The 16510-nt window shown below is 76.5% G+C and carries 14 protein-coding genes; 5 read left to right on the plus strand and 9 right to left on the minus strand.

The annotated features are described in order from the left end of the window. Nucleotides 1-108 precede the first annotated feature (108 nt). The 3 genes from HKK73_RS01515 to HKK73_RS01525 all read right to left on the minus strand — a co-directional run bounded on the left by HKK73_RS01515 (nucleotide 109) and on the right by HKK73_RS01525 (nucleotide 3716). Nucleotides 109-2772: a cation-translocating P-type ATPase gene (locus tag HKK73_RS01515; RefSeq protein ID WP_171467276.1), complete on the minus strand. Its 2664-nt coding sequence runs from the start codon at nucleotides 2770-2772 to the stop codon at nucleotides 109-111. Nucleotides 2773-2978: 206 nt separating this feature from the next. Continuing rightward, a complete protein-coding gene (locus HKK73_RS01520) occupies nucleotides 2979-3353 on the minus strand; it encodes a heavy-metal-associated domain-containing protein (protein ID WP_021483343.1) in 375 nt (124 codons plus the stop codon). A 24-nt stretch (nucleotides 3354-3377) separates the two neighbouring features. Continuing rightward, nucleotides 3378-3716 (minus strand): metal-sensitive transcriptional regulator, encoded by a 339-nt coding sequence (locus tag HKK73_RS01525; RefSeq protein ID WP_034654885.1) that lies wholly within the window; start codon nucleotides 3714-3716, stop codon nucleotides 3378-3380. Between the two features lie 247 nt (nucleotides 3717-3963). Here HKK73_RS01525 and HKK73_RS01530 point away from each other — a divergent pair, with 247 nt between their 5' ends. The 4 genes from HKK73_RS01530 to HKK73_RS01545 all read left to right on the plus strand — a co-directional run bounded on the left by HKK73_RS01530 (nucleotide 3964) and on the right by HKK73_RS01545 (nucleotide 7399). Then, entirely contained in the window at nucleotides 3964-4446 is a 483-nt protein-coding gene (locus HKK73_RS01530) for a hypothetical protein (protein ID WP_021483345.1), read from the plus strand. 84 nt (nucleotides 4447-4530) lie between these two features. Continuing rightward, a complete protein-coding gene (locus HKK73_RS01535) occupies nucleotides 4531-5628 on the plus strand; it encodes a DUF2330 domain-containing protein (protein ID WP_171467277.1) in 1098 nt (365 codons plus the stop codon). A gap of 160 nt (nucleotides 5629-5788) precedes the next feature. Next, entirely contained in the window at nucleotides 5789-6391 is a 603-nt protein-coding gene (locus tag HKK73_RS01540; RefSeq protein ID WP_043658622.1) for an HdeD family acid-resistance protein, read from the plus strand. Between the two features lie 420 nt (nucleotides 6392-6811). Next, a complete protein-coding gene (locus tag HKK73_RS01545; protein WP_171467278.1) occupies nucleotides 6812-7399 on the plus strand; it encodes an Abi family protein in 588 nt (195 codons plus the stop codon). Nucleotides 7400-7520: 121 nt separating this feature from the next. Here the strand turns inward: HKK73_RS01545 and hemL are convergent, their stop codons facing one another. From hemL to hemE, 6 genes are all read right to left on the minus strand, one after another. Next, nucleotides 7521-8936, minus strand: a complete 1416-nt coding sequence (gene hemL / locus HKK73_RS01550; protein WP_171467279.1) for a glutamate-1-semialdehyde 2,1-aminomutase — start codon at nucleotides 8934-8936, stop codon at nucleotides 7521-7523. Further along, nucleotides 8933-9967 carry a porphobilinogen synthase gene (gene hemB, locus HKK73_RS01555; RefSeq protein WP_171467280.1) on the minus strand — a complete coding sequence of 345 codons (1035 nt, stop codon included), beginning with the start codon at nucleotides 9965-9967 and terminating at the stop codon, nucleotides 8933-8935. The genes hemL and hemB overlap by 4 nt, the downstream gene beginning before the upstream one ends. Continuing rightward, nucleotides 9964-11082 carry a uroporphyrinogen-III synthase gene (locus HKK73_RS01560; RefSeq protein ID WP_171467281.1) on the minus strand — a complete coding sequence of 373 codons (1119 nt, stop codon included), beginning with the start codon at nucleotides 11080-11082 and terminating at the stop codon, nucleotides 9964-9966. The genes hemB and HKK73_RS01560 overlap by 4 nt, the downstream gene beginning before the upstream one ends. Then, nucleotides 11079-12206, minus strand: a complete 1128-nt coding sequence (hemC, locus tag HKK73_RS01565) for a hydroxymethylbilane synthase (protein WP_144681464.1) — start codon at nucleotides 12204-12206, stop codon at nucleotides 11079-11081. Before hemC ends, HKK73_RS01560 begins: the two co-directional genes overlap by 4 nt. Nucleotides 12207-12354: 148 nt before the next feature. Further along, nucleotides 12355-13827: an NAD(P)/FAD-dependent oxidoreductase gene (locus tag HKK73_RS01570; RefSeq protein ID WP_171467282.1), complete on the minus strand. Its 1473-nt coding sequence runs from the start codon at nucleotides 13825-13827 to the stop codon at nucleotides 12355-12357. Then, nucleotides 13824-14864 (minus strand): uroporphyrinogen decarboxylase, encoded by a 1041-nt coding sequence (hemE, locus tag HKK73_RS01575; protein WP_371810575.1) that lies wholly within the window; start codon nucleotides 14862-14864, stop codon nucleotides 13824-13826. The genes HKK73_RS01570 and hemE overlap by 4 nt, the downstream gene beginning before the upstream one ends. Nucleotides 14865-15040: 176 nt before the next feature. On the opposite strand from hemE, the gene HKK73_RS01580 reads away from it, so the two are divergent. Beyond that, nucleotides 15041-16405, plus strand: coding sequence for a glutamyl-tRNA reductase (locus tag HKK73_RS01580; protein ID WP_171467284.1), 1365 nt, complete (start codon nucleotides 15041-15043; stop codon nucleotides 16403-16405). Nucleotides 16406-16510: the final 105 nt, after the last annotated feature.

Genomic DNA, 16510 nt, shown 5'->3' on the forward strand with positions numbered 1-16510 from the left:
CGGACCCCCACCCCTCCCGCCGAGCACGGGGTCAGCGACCGGATCCGAGCGGTTCCGGTCGCCGTCCCCGTGTTCGGCGGGTGTCGGTTCCGGGGCGGGTGCCGGGCGTCAGGCCGCGCGGCGGAGACGGAGGGAGTTGCCGACGACGAGCACCGAGCTCGCGGCCATCGCCGCGCCCGCGATCATCGGGTTGAGCAGGCCGGCCGCCGCGAGCGGGATCGCCGCCACGTTGTACGCGAAGGCCCAGAAGAGGTTCTGCTGGATGACGCGCAGCGTGCGGCGCGACAGCCGGATCGCGGTCGCCGCGCTGCGCAGGTCGCCGCGGACGAGCGTGAGGTCGCTCGCCTCGATCGCGACGTCGGTGCCGGTCCCCATCGCGAGCCCGAGGTCGGCCGTCGCGAGCGCGGCGGCGTCGTTCACGCCGTCCCCGACCATCGCGACGACGCGCCCCTCGCGCTGGAGCCGGGCCACGACGTCGACCTTCTCGTCGGGGAGGACGCGCGCGACGACGTCCGTCTCCCCGATGCCGACGGCGCGCGCCGCCTCGAGGGCCGCGCCCTCGCCGTCGCCCGTGAGCAGGTAGGGCCGCAGGCCGAGCTCCCGGAGCTCGCGCACGGCCTCGGCCGACGTGGGCTTCACCGGGTCGCGCAGCACGAGCACGGCGCGCGCCCGGCCGTCCCACGCGACGACGACGGCGCTCGCCCCCGACGCCTCGGCCGCCGCGAACGCGTCGTCGAGGGCCGGCTCCGGGGTCACTCCCTCGCGCGCGAGCCACGCGGGCTGTCCGACGAGCACCCGGCGCGCGGTGAGCCCCGCCCCGTCGGCGCCCAGCGAGAGACCCGAGTGCGCGGTCCGGACGACGGCCTCGACCCCGCCGCCCGGGGCGCTGCGGAAGTCGAACGCCTGCAGCGATCCCACCGCGACGCCGTCGGCCCCGACCCGGGGGCCGTCGTCCGGCGCCGGGGCGCCCGCGGGCAGGTCGCGCGCGGCCGCGGTGATCGCGCGGGCGATCGGGTGCTCGCTCAGGGCCTCGACCGCGCCCGCGTGCCGCAGGGCGTCGCGCGCGTCCGCAGCCGTCGGGTCGTCGGCCACGAGCCGGTCGAGCGGCGCGCGGCCCGACGGCGTGACGACCGCCTCGAGCGCCATCGCGCCCTGGGTGACCGTGCCCGTCTTGTCGAGCACCACCGTGTCGACGCGGCGCGTCGACTCGAGGATCTCCGGGCCCTTGATGAGCACGCCGAGCTGCGCGCCCCGGCCCGTGCCGACGAGCAGGGCCGTCGGCGTCGCGAGCCCCAGCGCGCACGGGCACGCGATGATGAGGACCGCGACCGCGGCGGTGAACGCGAGCTGCGTCCCGGCACCCGCGAGGAGCCACGCCGCCAGGGTCCCCACCGCGAGCACGAGCACGACCGGCACGAACACCGCGGAGATGCGGTCCGCGAGCCGCTGCACCGGCGCCTTGGCCGTCTGGGCCTGCGTGACGAGGCGGCCGATCTGCGCGAGCGTCGTCTCCTCGCCCACGCGCGTCGCCCGCACCAGCAGCGCGCCCGCCGCGTTCACCGTCGCACCGGTCACGGCGTCGCCGGGGCCGACGTCGACCGGCACCGGCTCGCCCGTGAGCAGCGACGTGTCGACCGCGCTCGACCCCTCGAGCACGACGCCGTCCGTCGCGACCTTGTCGCCCGGCCGCACGAGGAACACGTCGCCCACCGCGAGGTCGGCGACGGGCACGCGCTCGGTGACGCGCGCGCCGTCGGGCCCGGTGCGCGGGGTGCCGTCGGGGGCGAGCAGGATGCGCTCCGCGTCCTTCGCGCCCAGCGCGAGCAGCGACCGCAGCGCGTCGCCCGCGCGCCGCTTCGAGCGGTGCTCGGCGTACCGGCCCGCGAGCAGGAACGTCGTCACGACGGCCGCGACCTCGAAGTAGAGCTCGGGAGCGGCGCCCGCGTGGCCGCGCGACGGGACGAGCGTCGGCTCCATGCGCATCCCGAGCTCGCCCGCGCCGCCCAGCAGCAGCGCCCACAGCGACCAGAGCGTCGCGGCGACCACGCCGAGCGACACGAGCGTGTCCATCGTCGACGCGCCGTGCCGGGCCGCGCGGAACGCCGCCGCGTGGAACGGCCACGCGGCCCACGTGACGACGGGCAGCGAGAGCGCCGCGACGACCCACTGCCAGCCGGTGAACTGCAGCGCCGGGACCATCGACAGCGCGACGACCGGCACGGTGAGCACCGCCGCGACGCGCAGGCGCTGCGCCAGCACGACGCCGCGGTCGGTCGGGGCGGCGCCGTCGTCGGGTGCGGCGGTGCCGCGGGCAGGCCCGGCGGCGCGGGCAGGCCCGGTGGCGGGGGCAGGCCCGGTGGCGGGGGCCGGCTCGGTGGCGGGGTCGTCGGCGGGGGTGCGCGGGCCCGCCTCCGGGTCCTCCGGCCGCGCCGCCGCCTCGGCGGTCGTCTCGCCCTGGTCCGCCGGGGGAGCGCCCTGCTCGGTCGCGGCGGCTGCGCGGCGGGTCGTGACGCGGGCCGTGTAGCCGGCCTTCTCGACGGCCTCGACGAGGTCGGCGTCGGTGACGTCGGCCGCGAGGACGACGTGCGCGGTCTCCAGCGGGAGGTTGACCGTCGCCGTGACGCCCTCGACGCGGTTGAGGCGCTTCTCGACGCGCGCGACGCACGACGCGCACGTCATGCCGCCGATCGCGAGGTCGACCTCGGCGACGGGCCGGGCCTCCGCGGCTCCGCCGGGTGCGGCGGTCGACGTGGGCGCGGGCTGTGCGGTCATCGGTGGGGCTCCTCGACGGGGTGCGGGGCGAGGTCGCCGCGGTCGTCCGGCGTGGTGGCCGTCGCGGCGGGCGCGGCGCTGCTGGTGCGCGCGGGGGTCGGGGTCGCGGTGGCGACCGGGACCCGGGGTGCCCGACGACGGTCGCGGCCTCGTGCGGTCGAGGCGCGTCCCGCCGTCGGGCACCGGGAGGTGCGGACCGGGGACGGTCAGGCGCGGGGCGGGACCTGGAGGTCGTACGTCTTCGTCGCGGGGGCGGCGTCGGCGGCAGGCTCGGTGCCGCAGCCGCACGCGCAGTCGTGCGCCTCCTGCTTGTCGGCCGCCTGCTCGGCGTACTGGGCGGCGAGCGCGTCCTGCTGGACCTCGACCGACGCGACCTCGTACCCGGCCTCGTCGACGGCCTCGCGCAGCGCGGCCTCGTCGAGCGGGTCGTCGGAGAAGACCGTGACCTCGGACGTGCTGCCGACGCGGAGCTCGACGCTCACGTTCTCGACGCCGGCGACGGCCTCGAGGTCCTTCGTGACGTGGGCGACGCAGTTGCCGCAGGTCATGCCGGTGACGCCCAGGGTCGTGACGGTGCTCATGGTGCTCCTCGGGTGGTGGGGTGGTCAGCTGCGGACGAGGCGGGCGATGGCGTCGGCGGCCTCCTTGACCTTCGCCGCGCCCTCCGTCTCGGACTGGCGGGCCGCGTCGACGACGCAGTGGCCCAGGTGGTCCTCGACGAGGCCGATGCTCACGGCCTGGAGCGCCTTGGTGACGGCGGAGACCTGCGTGAGGATGTCGATGCAGTAGACGTCCTCGTCGATCATGCGAGCGATGCCGCGCACCTGGCCCTCGATGCGGCGCATGCGCTTGAGGTACGCCTCCTTGTCGGACGCGTAGCCGTGCGGACCGGTGTGGACCGCCTGCTCCTGCTCGACGGCCGTCGCCTCGGTCGTGTCGGTCATGCTCTCCTCCTCGTCCAGGACGCGGTAGCGCGCCCGCCGCGCGGGTGGTGCGGCGGTGATACCCCGTCAGGGTACGCCCCATCATACCCCCGTGAGGTATCCGTCGGGAGGTTCGACGATCCGCTCCGAGCGCATGACACGTGTCATGCCCGTCGGGTGAGGACTCCACCCCGTCCGGTGACGGGCCGCACTGCCGCAGGCGCCGTGCCGCCGCGAGGCTGGAGGCACCACCAACGAGAGGCGCACCATGACCGACATCGTCACCGGGCTCCAGGACCTCACGCAGGGCCTGCCGCCCTTCCTGCGCTGGGTCGGGGTCCTGCTCGCCGGCGCGATCCCCTACGTCGAGGCCGAGGGCGCGGCGGTCCTCGGGGTCGTGGCGGGCGTCAACCCGTTCGTCGCCATCCCGGTCGCGATCGTCGGCAACGCGATCGCGCTCGCCCTGGTCGTCTGGGTCATCGGCGCCGCGCGCAGCGGGATCACGCGCGGACGGACCGTCGAGACCACGCCCAAGCGCCAGCGGATGCGGCAGGTGTTCGACCGCTACGGCGTGCCCGGCGTCAGCCTCCTCGGGCCGCTGCTCCTGCCGAGCCACGTCACCGCCGCGGCGATGGTCGGGTTCGGGGCCCCGCGCGCCCGCGTCTTCACGTGGGGCGTCGTGGCCGTCGCGGCCTGGGCCCTCGTGCTGGGCGTCGTCGTGCACCTCGGGGTGAGCGCCGCCGTCGGCTGACGGCCGGTCACGACGCCGTCACGACGGCATCACGATTCGGCACCCGCCGCGCGGTGCCCCGGGCACGCACCTACCCTCCCAAGCATGGGCAGGGGAGCCGGAGCACGACGCGCGCTGCGCGTGGCGGTGGTGTCGGTCGCGCTCGCGGGGACGGGCGTCGTCGCGGCGCCACCCGCGGGCGCGTGCGCGTGCGGCGGCCTCGTCGACGGGCCCGCGTACGACACGGCGGTCTCCCACGAGACCGCGGTCCTCCAGTGGGACGGGACCACCGAGACGATGCTCGTCGAGCTCTCCACGCTGTCGAACGCGCCCGAGGTCGGCCTGCTGCTGCCCACGCCCGCACCCGCCGAGGTCGCGCTCGCCGACCCGCAGGTGTTCCGCGAGCTCGACGAGCTCACCCGGCCGCGCGCCGTCGTCTCCGACACCCGGTGGTGGCCCGAGCTCGGCTTCGGGAGCGGCGCGGACGCCGTGGCGGGCGCGGGCGTCACGGTGCTCGACGAGGTCCGCCTCGGGCCGCTCGACGTCACGACGCTCGGCGCGACCGACACGGGCGCGCTCGACGCCTGGCTCACCGAGCGCGGGTTCCAGCTCCCCGAGACGATCCGGACGGCCCTCGCCCCCTACGTCGGCGAGGGCTGGTCGTTCGTCGCGGCCCGGCTCGCGCCCGAGGAGGCCGCCGCGTTCGACGGCACGCTCCAGCCGCTCCGGGTCACGTTCCCGAGCGGCTCGCTCGTCTACCCCATGCGCATGTCGGCCGTCGCGGAGGACACCCAGAGCACGCGCACGTACGTCCTGGCCGACCACCGCGTCGACCGCGTCGACCCGACCGCCGAGGCGCACGAGCCGACCGTGCGCTTCGCCGGCCGCCTCGACCCGGCGGACGTCGCGTCGGAGGAGCTCGCGGCGCTGCTCGCCGCCGGCGGCTTCGTCACGGCCCACGAGCAGGTGTTCACCGCGCCGGCGACGCAGATCGTCTCCGACTTCTCCTTCGCCCCCGCCGCCGCGGACGTCGCCTTCACCCCGACGTACGCCGTGGTCGCCGAGAAGCGGATCGGGCCGTTCTTCGCCGGGCCCGTCCTCGCGTTCGCCGGCGTGCTCGCGCTCGCGGCGCTCGTCGTCTGGCGAGGCCGACGACGCCGCGCGCCCTCGCCCGCCCTCGCGCCGCACCCCGCGCGCGCCTGAGCGACGCGACCCGGCCCGCTGCCCGGGTCACCCCGTACGGGCGAGACGCGCGGTTCGCCGCGACACGCGGCACCGCCGGGTGTTCCATGGAGGCGAAGCGGGAGGCGCCCGGGCCCAGGCCGTCGGGAGCCGGCCCGTCACCTCGGCAGGGGAGTGACCCATGACGATCCAGGACCCGATCCTCACCGCCTTCTCGCGCACCGCGAAGCAGGTCTGGTACTGGCCGGTGATCCGCGGCGTGCTCGCCATCCTCTTCGGCATCATCGCGCTCGCGTGGCCGGACAAGACGGCGGCCGTCGTCATCTGGGTGATCGGCATCTTCGCCGTCGTCGACGGCATCGTCGAGATCGTCGAGGGCATCCGGCGCCGCGGCACGGGCAGCGGCACCGCGCTGCTCGTGACGATGGGCGTCCTGAGCCTCGCGGTCGGCGTCGTGCTGCTCGTCTGGCCGGGCAAGACCGCGATCGTTCTCACCTGGATCGTCGGGTTCTGGGCCGTGGTCTACGGCCTGTTCCAGACGGTCGCGAGCCTCGACCTGCGCAAGGTCCCTGGGAGCGGGTGGGGCTGGGGCGTCGTCGCCGGCCTGCTCGGCATCGTCTTCGGTCTGCTCGTGCTGTTCAACGTCAACGCCGGCCTGGTGTCGATCGTGTGGCTGCTCGCGCTCTTCGCGATCGTCTGGGGCGTCATGCTCATCGCGTTCGGCGTCCAGATCCGCTCGCTCGGCCGACAGGCCGGACGCGCGGCCACACCCGGCACGTACTGACCCGACCGGCTCGCGACGAGACCGGCGCGCTCCGGTCGAGCGGGCATCGTGGCGGCAAGAGCGACCGCGTGTCTCACGGCCGCTGCGCCGGTCGTCGTCGGGCGGCTTCCCCCGGGTGAGCGCGCCGGGTGGCTTGCCGTCGGCAGGCCTGACGCGCTCGCGTCGACCGGATCAGGCGCGATCGCAGAGGCTCTCGTCCTGCGGAGGCGGGGTGGAGGGCCGTATCGCGAGCGACTGTCCGTGCCGGGAGACAACAAGGCCCCGGGGGGTCTCTCACCGAAGTGAGTCGCCATGATTCCCGGGGCTCTCTGTTGGCTACAGTCTAGCGACTCGCACGCACGTCGCTCAACAGGGGGCCCACGGATGTCGATGTACCCGCCCGTCCAACGCACGATGGTCGGGCTGCTGTCACGACCACGGATGTCCACGTACGAGCAGGCGTCCGAGGGCGATGTGCCGGCCGCGGTCGACCTGTACAGGTGGAACCTGGACATCTCGATGGCGCTGTTCGAGGCGATCCACTACCTGGAGGTCGCGGTCCGCAACCGGATCGACGACGCGCTGACGCAGCGTGCAGGAGCCGGGGTGGACTGGCTCGACTCACCGCCCACCGTGCCGCTCAACGGGGGGACGAGGGCGAGGATCGCCAGGGCGCGGGAGTTCGCGTCCCGGAACGGCAGGGTGCCCACGCACGGTCACGTCATCGCGGAGATCACGTTCGGCTTCTGGCCGTACCTGTTCGCCGACAACTACAACCGCACGCTGTGGCAGCCCGCGCTGAAGAGAGCATTTCCCACGGCGCAGCGGACCGTGCTCCACGCGCAGCTCACGGCCGTGAGCGACCTGCGCAACCGGATCGCGCACCACGAGCCGCTGCTCGGCCTGGACATCCCTCGCGAGTACCAGGGGATCATCTCGCTCGCGGAGCTCGTCGAGCCGCGGCTGGGGTGGTGGATCGACACGACGTCGCGCGTCGACGCGGTGCGTCGCGCCGATCCCCGCCTCTGACGCGGCGACAGGCGGTCTCAGATGTCGCCACCGCCCCACCGACCACGGGGTTGCTGTCGTTCTGAGCGTCAGAACGACAGCAACCCCGTGCTCGGCGGGTGGGACGCTCCGGCCGGACGCGTCAGGCGGGACGGGCCTCGGCGGCCGCGCGGGCGGCGGCGGGGAACGCGTCGAGGATGCGGGCGACGGCGGTGTCGTCGTGGGCGGCCGAGACGAACCACGCCTCGAACACCGACGGCGGCAGGCTGACCCCGGCGTCGAGCATCGCGTGGAAGAACGCGCGGTACCGGAACGACTCCTGCGCCTGGGCCTGCGCGTAGTCGCGAACCCCTGCGGTCGCGGCGAGCTCGCCGAACATCACGGAGAACAGGGAGCCCGCGCGCTGCACGCGGTGCGGCACGCCCGCGGCGTCGAGCGCGGAGCTCACCGCCGCCGACAGCACGCCCGCGACCTCGTCCACGCGCGCGTACACCGTCTCGTCGGCGAGCCGCAGCGTCGCGAGGCCCGCGGCGACCGCGACGGGGTTCCCCGAGAGCGTGCCCGCCTGGTAGACGGGTCCCAGCGGCGCGAGCTGGTCCATCACGGCCGCCGGTCCGCCGATCGCGGCGACGGGCATCCCGCCGCCCACGACCTTGCCGAAGGTGAACAGGTCGGGCGTGTAGCCGTCCGCGCCCTGGCCGCGCAGCACCGCGTTCTCGAGGCCCCACCAGCCGCTCGGCCCGACGCGGAAGCCCGTGAGCACCTCGTCGAGGATCAGCAGCGCGCCGTGCGCCGCCGTGATGCGGCGCAGGCCCTCGTTGAAGCCCTCCGCGGGCGGGACGACGCCCATGTTCGCGGGCGACGCCTCGGTGATGACGGCCGCGATCTCGGATCCGCGCTCCGCGAACGCCGCCTCGACGGCCGCGAGGTCGTTGTACGGGAGCACGAGCGTCTCGGCCGCCGTCGCCTCGGTGACCCCGGCCGAGCCGGGCAGGGCGAGCGTCGCGACGCCGGACCCCGCCTCGGCGAGCAGCGCGTCCACGTGCCCGTGGTAGCAGCCGGCGAACTTCACGACGACGTCGCGCCCGGTCACGCCGCGCGCGAGGCGGATCGCGGTCATCGTGGCCTCCGTGCCCGTGGACACGAGGCGCACGCGCTCCGCGGCGGGCACCCGGCGGCGGATCTCCTCCCCGAGCTCGACCTCGCCGAGCGTCGGCGCGCCGAACGACAGCCCGCGGGCCGCCGCCTCCTGGACCGCGGCGACGACGTCGGGGTGGGCGTGCCCGAGCAGGGCCGGGCCCCACGAGCACACGAGGTCGACGTACTCGCGGCCCGCGACGTCGGTCACGTACGGGCCGCGCGCCGAGGCGAGGAACCGCGGGTCGCCGCCCACGGACCCGTAGGCGCGCACGGGCGAGCTGACGCCGCCCGGGAGCACGCCCTGCGCGCGCACGAACGCGGCGTGGTTGTCCGCCCCGCCCGCGCCCGGCGCGCCGAACAGCGCGGCGTCCTGCGCCTGCACGGCCTCCGCCGTCCCGAAACCGCCCGTGTCCGTCATGCCCGCGTCCTTCCGTCGTTCTCGTCCAGCCAGCCCGCGAGCTCCGTCGCCCAGTAGGTGAGGATCACGTCCGCGCCGGCGCGCTTGATGCCGAGCACCGACTCCGTGACCGCGGCGCGCCGGTCGATCCAGCCGTTCGCCGCGGCCGCCTCGATCATCGCGTACTCGCCCGACACCTGGTACGCCGCGACGGGCACCGCCGACATCTCCGCGACCGCCGCGAGCACGTCGAGGTACGACCCGGCGGGCTTCACCATGACCATGTCCGCGCCCTCGGCGAGGTCGAGGTCGGCCTCGCGCAGGCCCTCCCGGGCGTTGCCCGCGTCCATCTGGTAGGTGCGGCGGTCGCCCTGGAGCGCCGAGTCCACGGCCTCGCGGAACGGCCCGTAGAACGCGCTCGCGTACTTCGCGGAGTACGCGAGGATGCCCACGTCGTCGAACCCGGCGGCGTCGAGCGCCTCGCGGATCACGGCGACCTGGCCGTCCATCATGCCCGACGGCGCGACGACGTCCGCGCCCGCCCGCGCCTGCGCGACGGCCATCGAGGCGTAGCGGTCGAGCGTCGCGTCGTTGTCGACGACGACGCCCCCGTCCCGGCCCTCGGCCAGCACGCCGCAGTGCCCGTGGTCGGTGAACTCGTCGAGGCACGTGTCCGCCATGACGACCGGCCCGCCGTTCGCGTGCTCGCGCGCCGCCTCGACCGCGACCCGGATGCCGCGCTGCAGGATGCCGTCCTCGGCGTCCGCCTGGGTGCCGGTCGCGTCGCGCTCGGCCGGGATGCCGAAGAGCATGACGCCGCCGACCCCGGCGCGCGCGGCGTCGCGCACGGCGTCCGCGAGCGTCGCCTCGGTGTGCTGCACGACGCCCGGCATCGACGAGATGGGGCGCGGGGCGTCGAGGCCCTCCTTGACGAACAGGGGGAGCACGAGGTCGGACGCGTGCACGCGCGTCTCGCTGACGAGCCGTCGCACGCGCGGGCTCGTGCGCAGGCGGCGCGGCCGGTGGTGCCCGACGGGGAGCTGGTGGGTCACGAGGGGTCTCCTTCGGGAGTCGGGTCGACGCCGGTCGTGCCGGCGGCCGGGGGAGCGGCCGGGTCGTCGGGCAGGGCGGCGGAGCCGGCGGTGGTGCGGGTGGCGGCGAGCGCGCCGACGAGCGCGGCGGCCAGCGCGGCGTCGGTCGGGCGCTCCGCGACGGCATCGAGCCGCAGCCCGACGTCGCGCGCGGCCCGGGCGGTCGGGTCGCCGATCGCGACGCCCACGACGTCGTCGCGCGGGCCGAGCTGCCGCGCGACCTCGCGCGCGACGCTCCCCGAGGTGAGCACGACGGCGTCCACCGCGCCCGCGCGCCACGCCGCGACGACGTCCGGCGCGAGCGTGTGCGTGACGGTGCGGTAGACGGTGACGACGTGCGGGACGTACCCGAGGTCGTGCAGGCCGTCGTGCATCGTCGGCGCGGCGAGGTCCCCCTGCGGCAGCAGGACCACACCTCTACCTCGCGAGGTAGAGCCCTGGTTCCCCGAGGTAGAGCCGTGGTCCCCCGAGGTAGAGGCCTGGTCGGCCGAGGTAGAGGTCTGGTCCGACGGGGGGAGGGCTGCGAACGCGGCGACGAGGCCGCGGGCGGAGTTCTCGTCGGGCTCGAGCTCGACGGTGACGCCGACCGCCTCCAGGGCGCGGCGCGTCGCGGGCCCGACGGCGGCCCAGCGGGCCCGGCGCGCGGCGTCGCCGAGGTCGACGCCCTGGCGGGCGGCGCTCGCGAGGAGTTCGTCGATCGCGTTGACGCTCGTCACGACGACCCACGCGAAGTCGCCGTGGAGCAGGCGGGCGAGGGCGCCGTCGACGGGCGCGGTGTCCTCGACGGGCGCGCGCTCGATCGCCGGGCTCACGAGGACGTGGGCGCCCGCGCCGCGGAGCGTCGCCGCGAGGCCCGCGGCGCGCTCGGGCGCACGCGGGACCAGGACGGTCCGACCGGCGAGCGCGTCGGCTCGGCGGGCCGCGTCCAGGTCGTCCCCCGGCCCCACGGCGTCCACGGCGTCCACCGTCTTCGCGGCGTCGACAGCGTTCACGGCGCCCGCCGCGCCGCGCGCCGGGAGCGGGGGCACCACGGGCGCGGGTCCCCGCGACGGGTCGCGCAGCGGTCCGGGGCTCATTCCGCCGCGCCGCGGTAGCCGCCGTCGCGGAGCTGCTCGCGGGCAGCCTCCACGGCGCGGTCGGTCGCCGGCGCCTCCGCGGCCGGGGCGTCGAGGACAGGGGTGCCCGCCCCGGTCTCGCGCAGCGGCGCGAGGCGCGCGGCGCCGTCGGCGAGGAGCGCGTCGGCGACGCGGGCACCCAGCCCGCGCGCGACGTCGTCCCGGGCGGTCGCGGCGGCGGCGAGCGACCCGGTGCTCGGGGGGAGCGCGGCGCGCGCGGAGTGCGTGAGCTGCTCGGCGCCGTCGACCCGCGCGACGACGGCCGTCAGCGCCACGTCGCCGTCCTCCACGACGGCGTGCGCGCCGACGGGGGCCGCGCACCCGGCCTCGAGCCGGCCGAGGAGCGCGCGCTCGGCGAGCACGGCGAGGCGCGTGGGCTCGTGGTCGAGGTCGTGCAGGGCGCGGGCGAGGACGGGGTCGTCGAGCGACGACGTGCGTACCTCGACGGCGAGCGCGCCCTGCCCGGCCGCGGGCGCCATGATCGCGGTGTCGATCACCTCGGACACGGCCTCGAGCCGGCCGAGGCGGGCGAGCCCCGCGTACGCGAGGACGACGGCGTCGAGGTCCGCCTCCTCGCCGAGCGCCCGGGCGAGGCGCGTGTCGACGTTGCCGCGGATGTCGACGACGTCGAGGTCGGGGCGGACGGACCGGAGCTGAGCGGCGCGCCGCGGCGACCCGGTGCCGACGCGCGCGCCGCGCCGGAGCGTCGTGATGGTCAGGCCGCCGCGCGCGCACAGGACGTCGCGCGGGTTCTCGCGCTCGGGCGTGACGACGGTGAGCCCCGGCGCGGGCTCGGTCGGGAGGTCCTTGAGGGAGTGCACCGCGACGTCGCACCGGCCGTCGAGCAGCGCCTCGCGGAGCGCGGTCACGAAGACGCCCGTGCCGCCCATCTGGGCGAGCGAGCCGGTGAGCACGTCGCCGTCGGTGCGGATGCGCACGATCTCGACGTCGCGGCCGGTCAGCTCTTCGAGGCGGCGGGCGACGTGGCCGGTCTGGGTCGTCGCGAGGGCGCTGCCGCGCGTGCCCACGCGGAGGGGCGTCGTACCTGCAGGACTCACGGAACCAGTCTCTCCCCACTTCGGCATTCCACGAAAATGTGCACGTCACAGCGCGGGAATGATGCGGGGAGTGACGTGGTCCTGACGCCCGGTCAGGAAGTTGCGGACAATGTGTCAGGTCATTTCGCGGGGAATTCTCGGGACTATTCCGGCGCGCAATCCGGTGAGGATTCCCTCACCCCGCGGCCGCGAGGCTGCGGGCACATTCCTGTGCGTGGCCGACGATCGACGCGAGCCCCGTCCCGGCGATCCAGCCGCCGGTCACGGCCAGCCCGGGCACGGCGTCCACGCGCGCGACGAACGCCGCGACCTCGCGCCGGAACGCGGGCGTGGGCGGGGGCAGCGCGCCGTTCCACCGCGTGACGACGTGGCCGAGGACGCGCCCGTGCAGGTCGACGCCGAAGAGGCGCGACGCGTCCACGACGACGCGGTCGAGGTCCGGCTCCGTCGTCGCGCCGATGCGCCCGTAGCTCAGGCGTACCACGTGGTGCCCCGGCCCGGCGGCGGCGCGGACGCGGTCGCGCAGCCAGGGCCACTTGGCGGTCGAGTGCGTGAGCGCCTTGGCCTCGACGTCCGACGGCGGCGCCGCACGCCCGGCGTCGCGGTGCGGCGGGGCGACGAGCAGCCCGGTCCCGCGCGGGGCGTCGTCGAGCTCGGGCGCGCGCAGCAGGAGCGTCACGAGCCGCACGTCCGCGCCGGGCTCCGGGTCGGGCAGGAGGTCGGCCGCCGTCCCGACGAGCGGGCCGAGCACGTCGACGAGCGCCGGGGTCGTGACGACGAGGCGCGGCGCGGCGAGGTCGACCGGGCCGCCCGGGGTCTCGGCGCGCACGAGCCAGGTCCCGGGGCCGCCGTCCGGGGCCGCGGCGCGCGAGATCCCCGTGACCTCGTGGCGCAGCCGGACGTCGGTCCCCGCCACGAGCCCCTCGACGAGCCGGTGCATCCCGCCGTCGATGCCGCGCACGGCCGACCCGGCGGGGGCGAGGGCGCGCATCGACGCGACGGCGCGCGCGAGCGACCCCTCGCGCTCGAACGCCTCGCGCAGCCCGGGCGCGACCGCGGCGACGTCCAGCCGGTCGAGCGGGGCGGAGTGCACGCCGGAGGCGACCGGCGCGACGAGCCGCTCGGTCACGCGCGCCCCCATGCGGGACCGCGCGAACGTCTCGAGCGTCCGCAGGTCGGTGAACCGGCGGGGCAGCACCCGGTCGAGGCTCGCGCGCAGCGACCCGCCGAGGCCGACGGCGCGGCGCACGTCGCGCGACCACGGGTCCGCGGGGATGCCGAGGACGCCCGCGCGCGGCAGGGGGTAGGCGTGCCCGGCGGCGTAGCCCCACGCGCCCGCGCCCGACGGCTCGACGACGTCCAGCCCCAGCTCGTGCACGAGGTCGCCCACGGCCGTGCCCCGGGCCGCGAACGACTCGGCCCCGAGGTCGACGCGCACGCCGTCGAGGCCGGGCAGGTCCCCGCCGCGGACGGGCCCGCCGGGCACCTCGGCGGCGTCCAGCACGACGACGCGCAGCCCCCGCGCGCGCAGCGTCCGCGCGGCGGTGAGCCCGGCGACGCCCGCGCCGACGACGACCGCGTCCGCGGTCTCGACCCCCTCCGGTGCGGCGGGTGCGGACGGGCGGGGCGTCGTCGGCTCGGTGCTCACCGTCGGGTCGCCTCCTCGGTGGCGGCGTCGGGGGCGCTGGTGGGAGCGTCGTCCGCGAGCGCGTGGACGAGCGCGACGACGCGCGTCAGCACGTCGGGGTCGGTGTCCGGCGGGACGCCGTGGCCGAGGTTGACCACGTGCCCCGGGGCCGTGCGCCCGCGGCGCACGACGTCCCGGACGTGCGCCTCGAGCACGTCCCACGGCGCGGCGAGCAGCGCGGGGTCGATGTTGCCCTGCACCGGCACGGGGGCGTGGCCCTTGGCGAGGAGCCGGGCGGCGTCGTCGAGCGGCGTGCGGTAGTCGACGCCCACGGCGACGTCCTGCACCCCGGCCGCGGTCACGGCGTCACGCATCGCGGGGAGCAGGTGGCCCGTGCCCGTGCCGAAGTGGACGACGGGCACGCCGAGGTCCGCGACGTGGGTGAGCGCCCGCGTGCTCGCCGGGGCGGCGCCGGCCGCGTAGTCCGCGAGCGAGAGCGAGCCGGCCCACGAGTCGAAGAGCTGTGCCGCGCTCGCGCCCGCCGCGACCTGCGTCCGCAGGAACGTGCCGGTGAGGTCGGCCGCCCAGTCGACGAGGCGCTGCCACGTCTCCGGGTCGCCGCGCAGCAGGGCGCGCGCCGCGAGGTGGTCGCGCGACGGCCGGCCCTCCACGAGGTAGGCGGCGAGGGTGAACGGCGCCCCGGCGAACCCGATGAGGGGCGTCGTGCCGAGCGCGTCGACCGTCAGCGCGACGGCCTCGCGGATCGGGGCGAGCGCGTCCTCGGTGAGCTCGCTCTCCACGAGCCGGGCCACGTCGTCGGGCGTGCGGTACGCCTGGCCCATGACGGGGCCGACCCCCGGCGCGATCTCCACCTCGACGCCCGCGAGCCGCAGCGGGACCACGATGTCCGAGAAGAAGATGCCCGCGTCCACGCGGTGCCGGCGCACCGGCTGGAGCGTGATCTCGGACGCGAGGTCGGGGCGCAGGCACGAGTCGAGCATGCTCACGCCCTCGCGCGCGACGCGGTACTCCGGCAGCGAGCGACCGGCCTGGCGCATGAACCACACGGGTGTGATTTCCGGGCGCTTTCCGGTCGTGCCCGCGCGCAGGGCCTGCACGAGCGGGGAACGGTCCGTGCGGCCGTCGGTCAGGGGATGGCCCGGGGAAAGGGCGACAGGAATCACAGCTACCGATTCTGCCTCTCTCCCGGGGGAATGATTAAATCGGAGGCACTGTGGCTCTTCTCTCCCTCACGGCCAGCCACCACGAGCTGGACCTCGACGCCCTGGAACGACTCTCCACCGGGGCCCACTCGATCGGCGGCTCCGCGGTCGCGGCGTGCGACGTGATCACCGGTGCGGTCGTCCTCGCGACGTGCAACCGGTTCGAGCTGTACCTCGACGTGGACGCCCCCCTCGACGGCACCGGCGTGCAGCACGCGACCGAGCACGTCGCGCGCATGGTCGCCGAGGCGTCGGGCGTGGAGGTGGCGGAGGCGCTCGCGTCGTTCCGCACGCGCGCCGGGACCGAGGTCGCCGAGCACCTGTTCGCCGTCGCGTCGGGCCTGGACTCGATGGTCGTGGGAGAGCGCGAGATCGCCGGCCAGGTGAAGCGGGCGCTGGAGACCGCGCACGCCGACGGCGTGACGTCCTCGACGCTCGAGCTCCTCTTCCAGACGGCGTCGCGCACCTCCAAGAAGGTCAGCACGCACACGACGCTGGGCGGGGCCGGTCGCTCCGTCGTCGCGCTCGGGCTCGACCTCGCCGCCGCCGAGCTGCCGCCGTGGCCGCAGGTCCGCGCCGTCCTCATCGGCACCGGGTCGTACGCGGGCGCGAGCCTCGCCGCGCTGCGGGCGCTCGGGTGCGACGACGTGCGGGTCTACTCGCAGTCCGGCCGCGCCGAGGAGTTCGCCGCCGCGCGCGGCGTGGAGGCCGTGACGGACCTCGTCGCGGCACTCGAGGACGCGGACCTCGTGGTGTCGTGCAGCGGCGCGCGCGGGCGGGCGGACGCCGCGCGCCCGGGCGCCGAGCGGCGCGAGCAGGCGATCGAGCACGTGCTCGACGCCGCCGCGGTGGTGCGCGCGCGCGAGCGGGCTGCGGTGCGAGCGGGCGAGGAGCCCGTCGCGCGCCCCACGGTCGTGCTCGACCTCGCGCTGCACCGCGACGTCGACCCGCGCGTGGCCGACGTCGAGGGCGTGCTCCTGTACGACCTCGCGACGCTCGCGGCGCACTCGCCGTCGATCGCGTCCGAGCTCGTGACGCAGGCGCGCACGATCGTCGACGAGGCGACGCGGGCGTTCGAGGAGACGCGCCTCGGGCGGGCGGCGGACACCGCCGTGGTCGCCCTGCTGGCCGACGCCGAGCGGCGCGTCGCGCTCGAGGTGGCCGACGTCGTCGCGCTGCGCGAGGCGGACGGCGACCCGGTCGAGCCGGACGAGGCCGACGAGATCGCGCGCGGCGTGCGGCGCCGCGTGCACGCCGACCTGCACCGCGCGATCGTCGCGGCCCGTGCGGAGGCCGTCGCGGCTGCGCAGGCCGAGGAGCGCGCGGTCGTCGCGGACGCCCAGGCGCTCGTCCACGAGGCCGCCGGCGCGCGCTGACCCCCGTCCGCTCGACGGACCCGCTGCCTCGGGCACGCGATTGACAGCGCAGTCATAGCCGGGAGAGGGTGGCCGACGGACGCCCGTCGTCGACCAGGAGCACCG

Origin of the sequence: Cellulosimicrobium sp. 72-3 (assembly GCF_013127315.1) — a bacterium.
In the GTDB taxonomy this organism is placed as follows: domain Bacteria; phylum Actinomycetota; class Actinomycetes; order Actinomycetales; family Cellulomonadaceae; genus Cellulosimicrobium; species Cellulosimicrobium funkei.

Bases quoted from the DNA above. Each gene is read 5' to 3' on its own strand.
- HKK73_RS01515 (WP_171467276.1), bottom strand. From the start codon at position 2,772: ATGACCGCACAGCCCGCGCCCACGTCGACCGCCGCACCCGGCGGAGCC.
- HKK73_RS01520 (WP_021483343.1), bottom strand. From the start codon at position 3,353: ATGAGCACCGTCACGACCCTGGGCGTCACCGGCATGACCTGCGGCAAC.
- HKK73_RS01525 (WP_034654885.1), bottom strand. From the start codon at position 3,716: ATGACCGACACGACCGAGGCGACGGCCGTCGAGCAGGAGCAGGCGGTC.
- HKK73_RS01530 (WP_021483345.1), top strand. From the start codon at position 3,964: ATGACCGACATCGTCACCGGGCTCCAGGACCTCACGCAGGGCCTGCCG.
- HKK73_RS01535 (WP_171467277.1), top strand. From the start codon at position 4,531: ATGGGCAGGGGAGCCGGAGCACGACGCGCGCTGCGCGTGGCGGTGGTG.
- HKK73_RS01540 (WP_043658622.1), top strand. From the start codon at position 5,789: ATGACGATCCAGGACCCGATCCTCACCGCCTTCTCGCGCACCGCGAAG.
- HKK73_RS01545 (WP_171467278.1), top strand. From the start codon at position 6,812: ATGTCCACGTACGAGCAGGCGTCCGAGGGCGATGTGCCGGCCGCGGTC.
- hemL (WP_171467279.1), bottom strand. From the start codon at position 8,936: ATGACGGACACGGGCGGTTTCGGGACGGCGGAGGCCGTGCAGGCGCAG.
- HKK73_RS01560 (WP_171467281.1), bottom strand. From the start codon at position 11,082: ATGAGCCCCGGACCGCTGCGCGACCCGTCGCGGGGACCCGCGCCCGTG.
- hemC (WP_144681464.1), bottom strand. From the start codon at position 12,206: ATGCCGAAGTGGGGAGAGACTGGTTCCGTGAGTCCTGCAGGTACGACG.
- hemE (WP_371810575.1), bottom strand. From the start codon at position 14,864: ATGCGCCAGGCCGGTCGCTCGCTGCCGGAGTACCGCGTCGCGCGCGAG.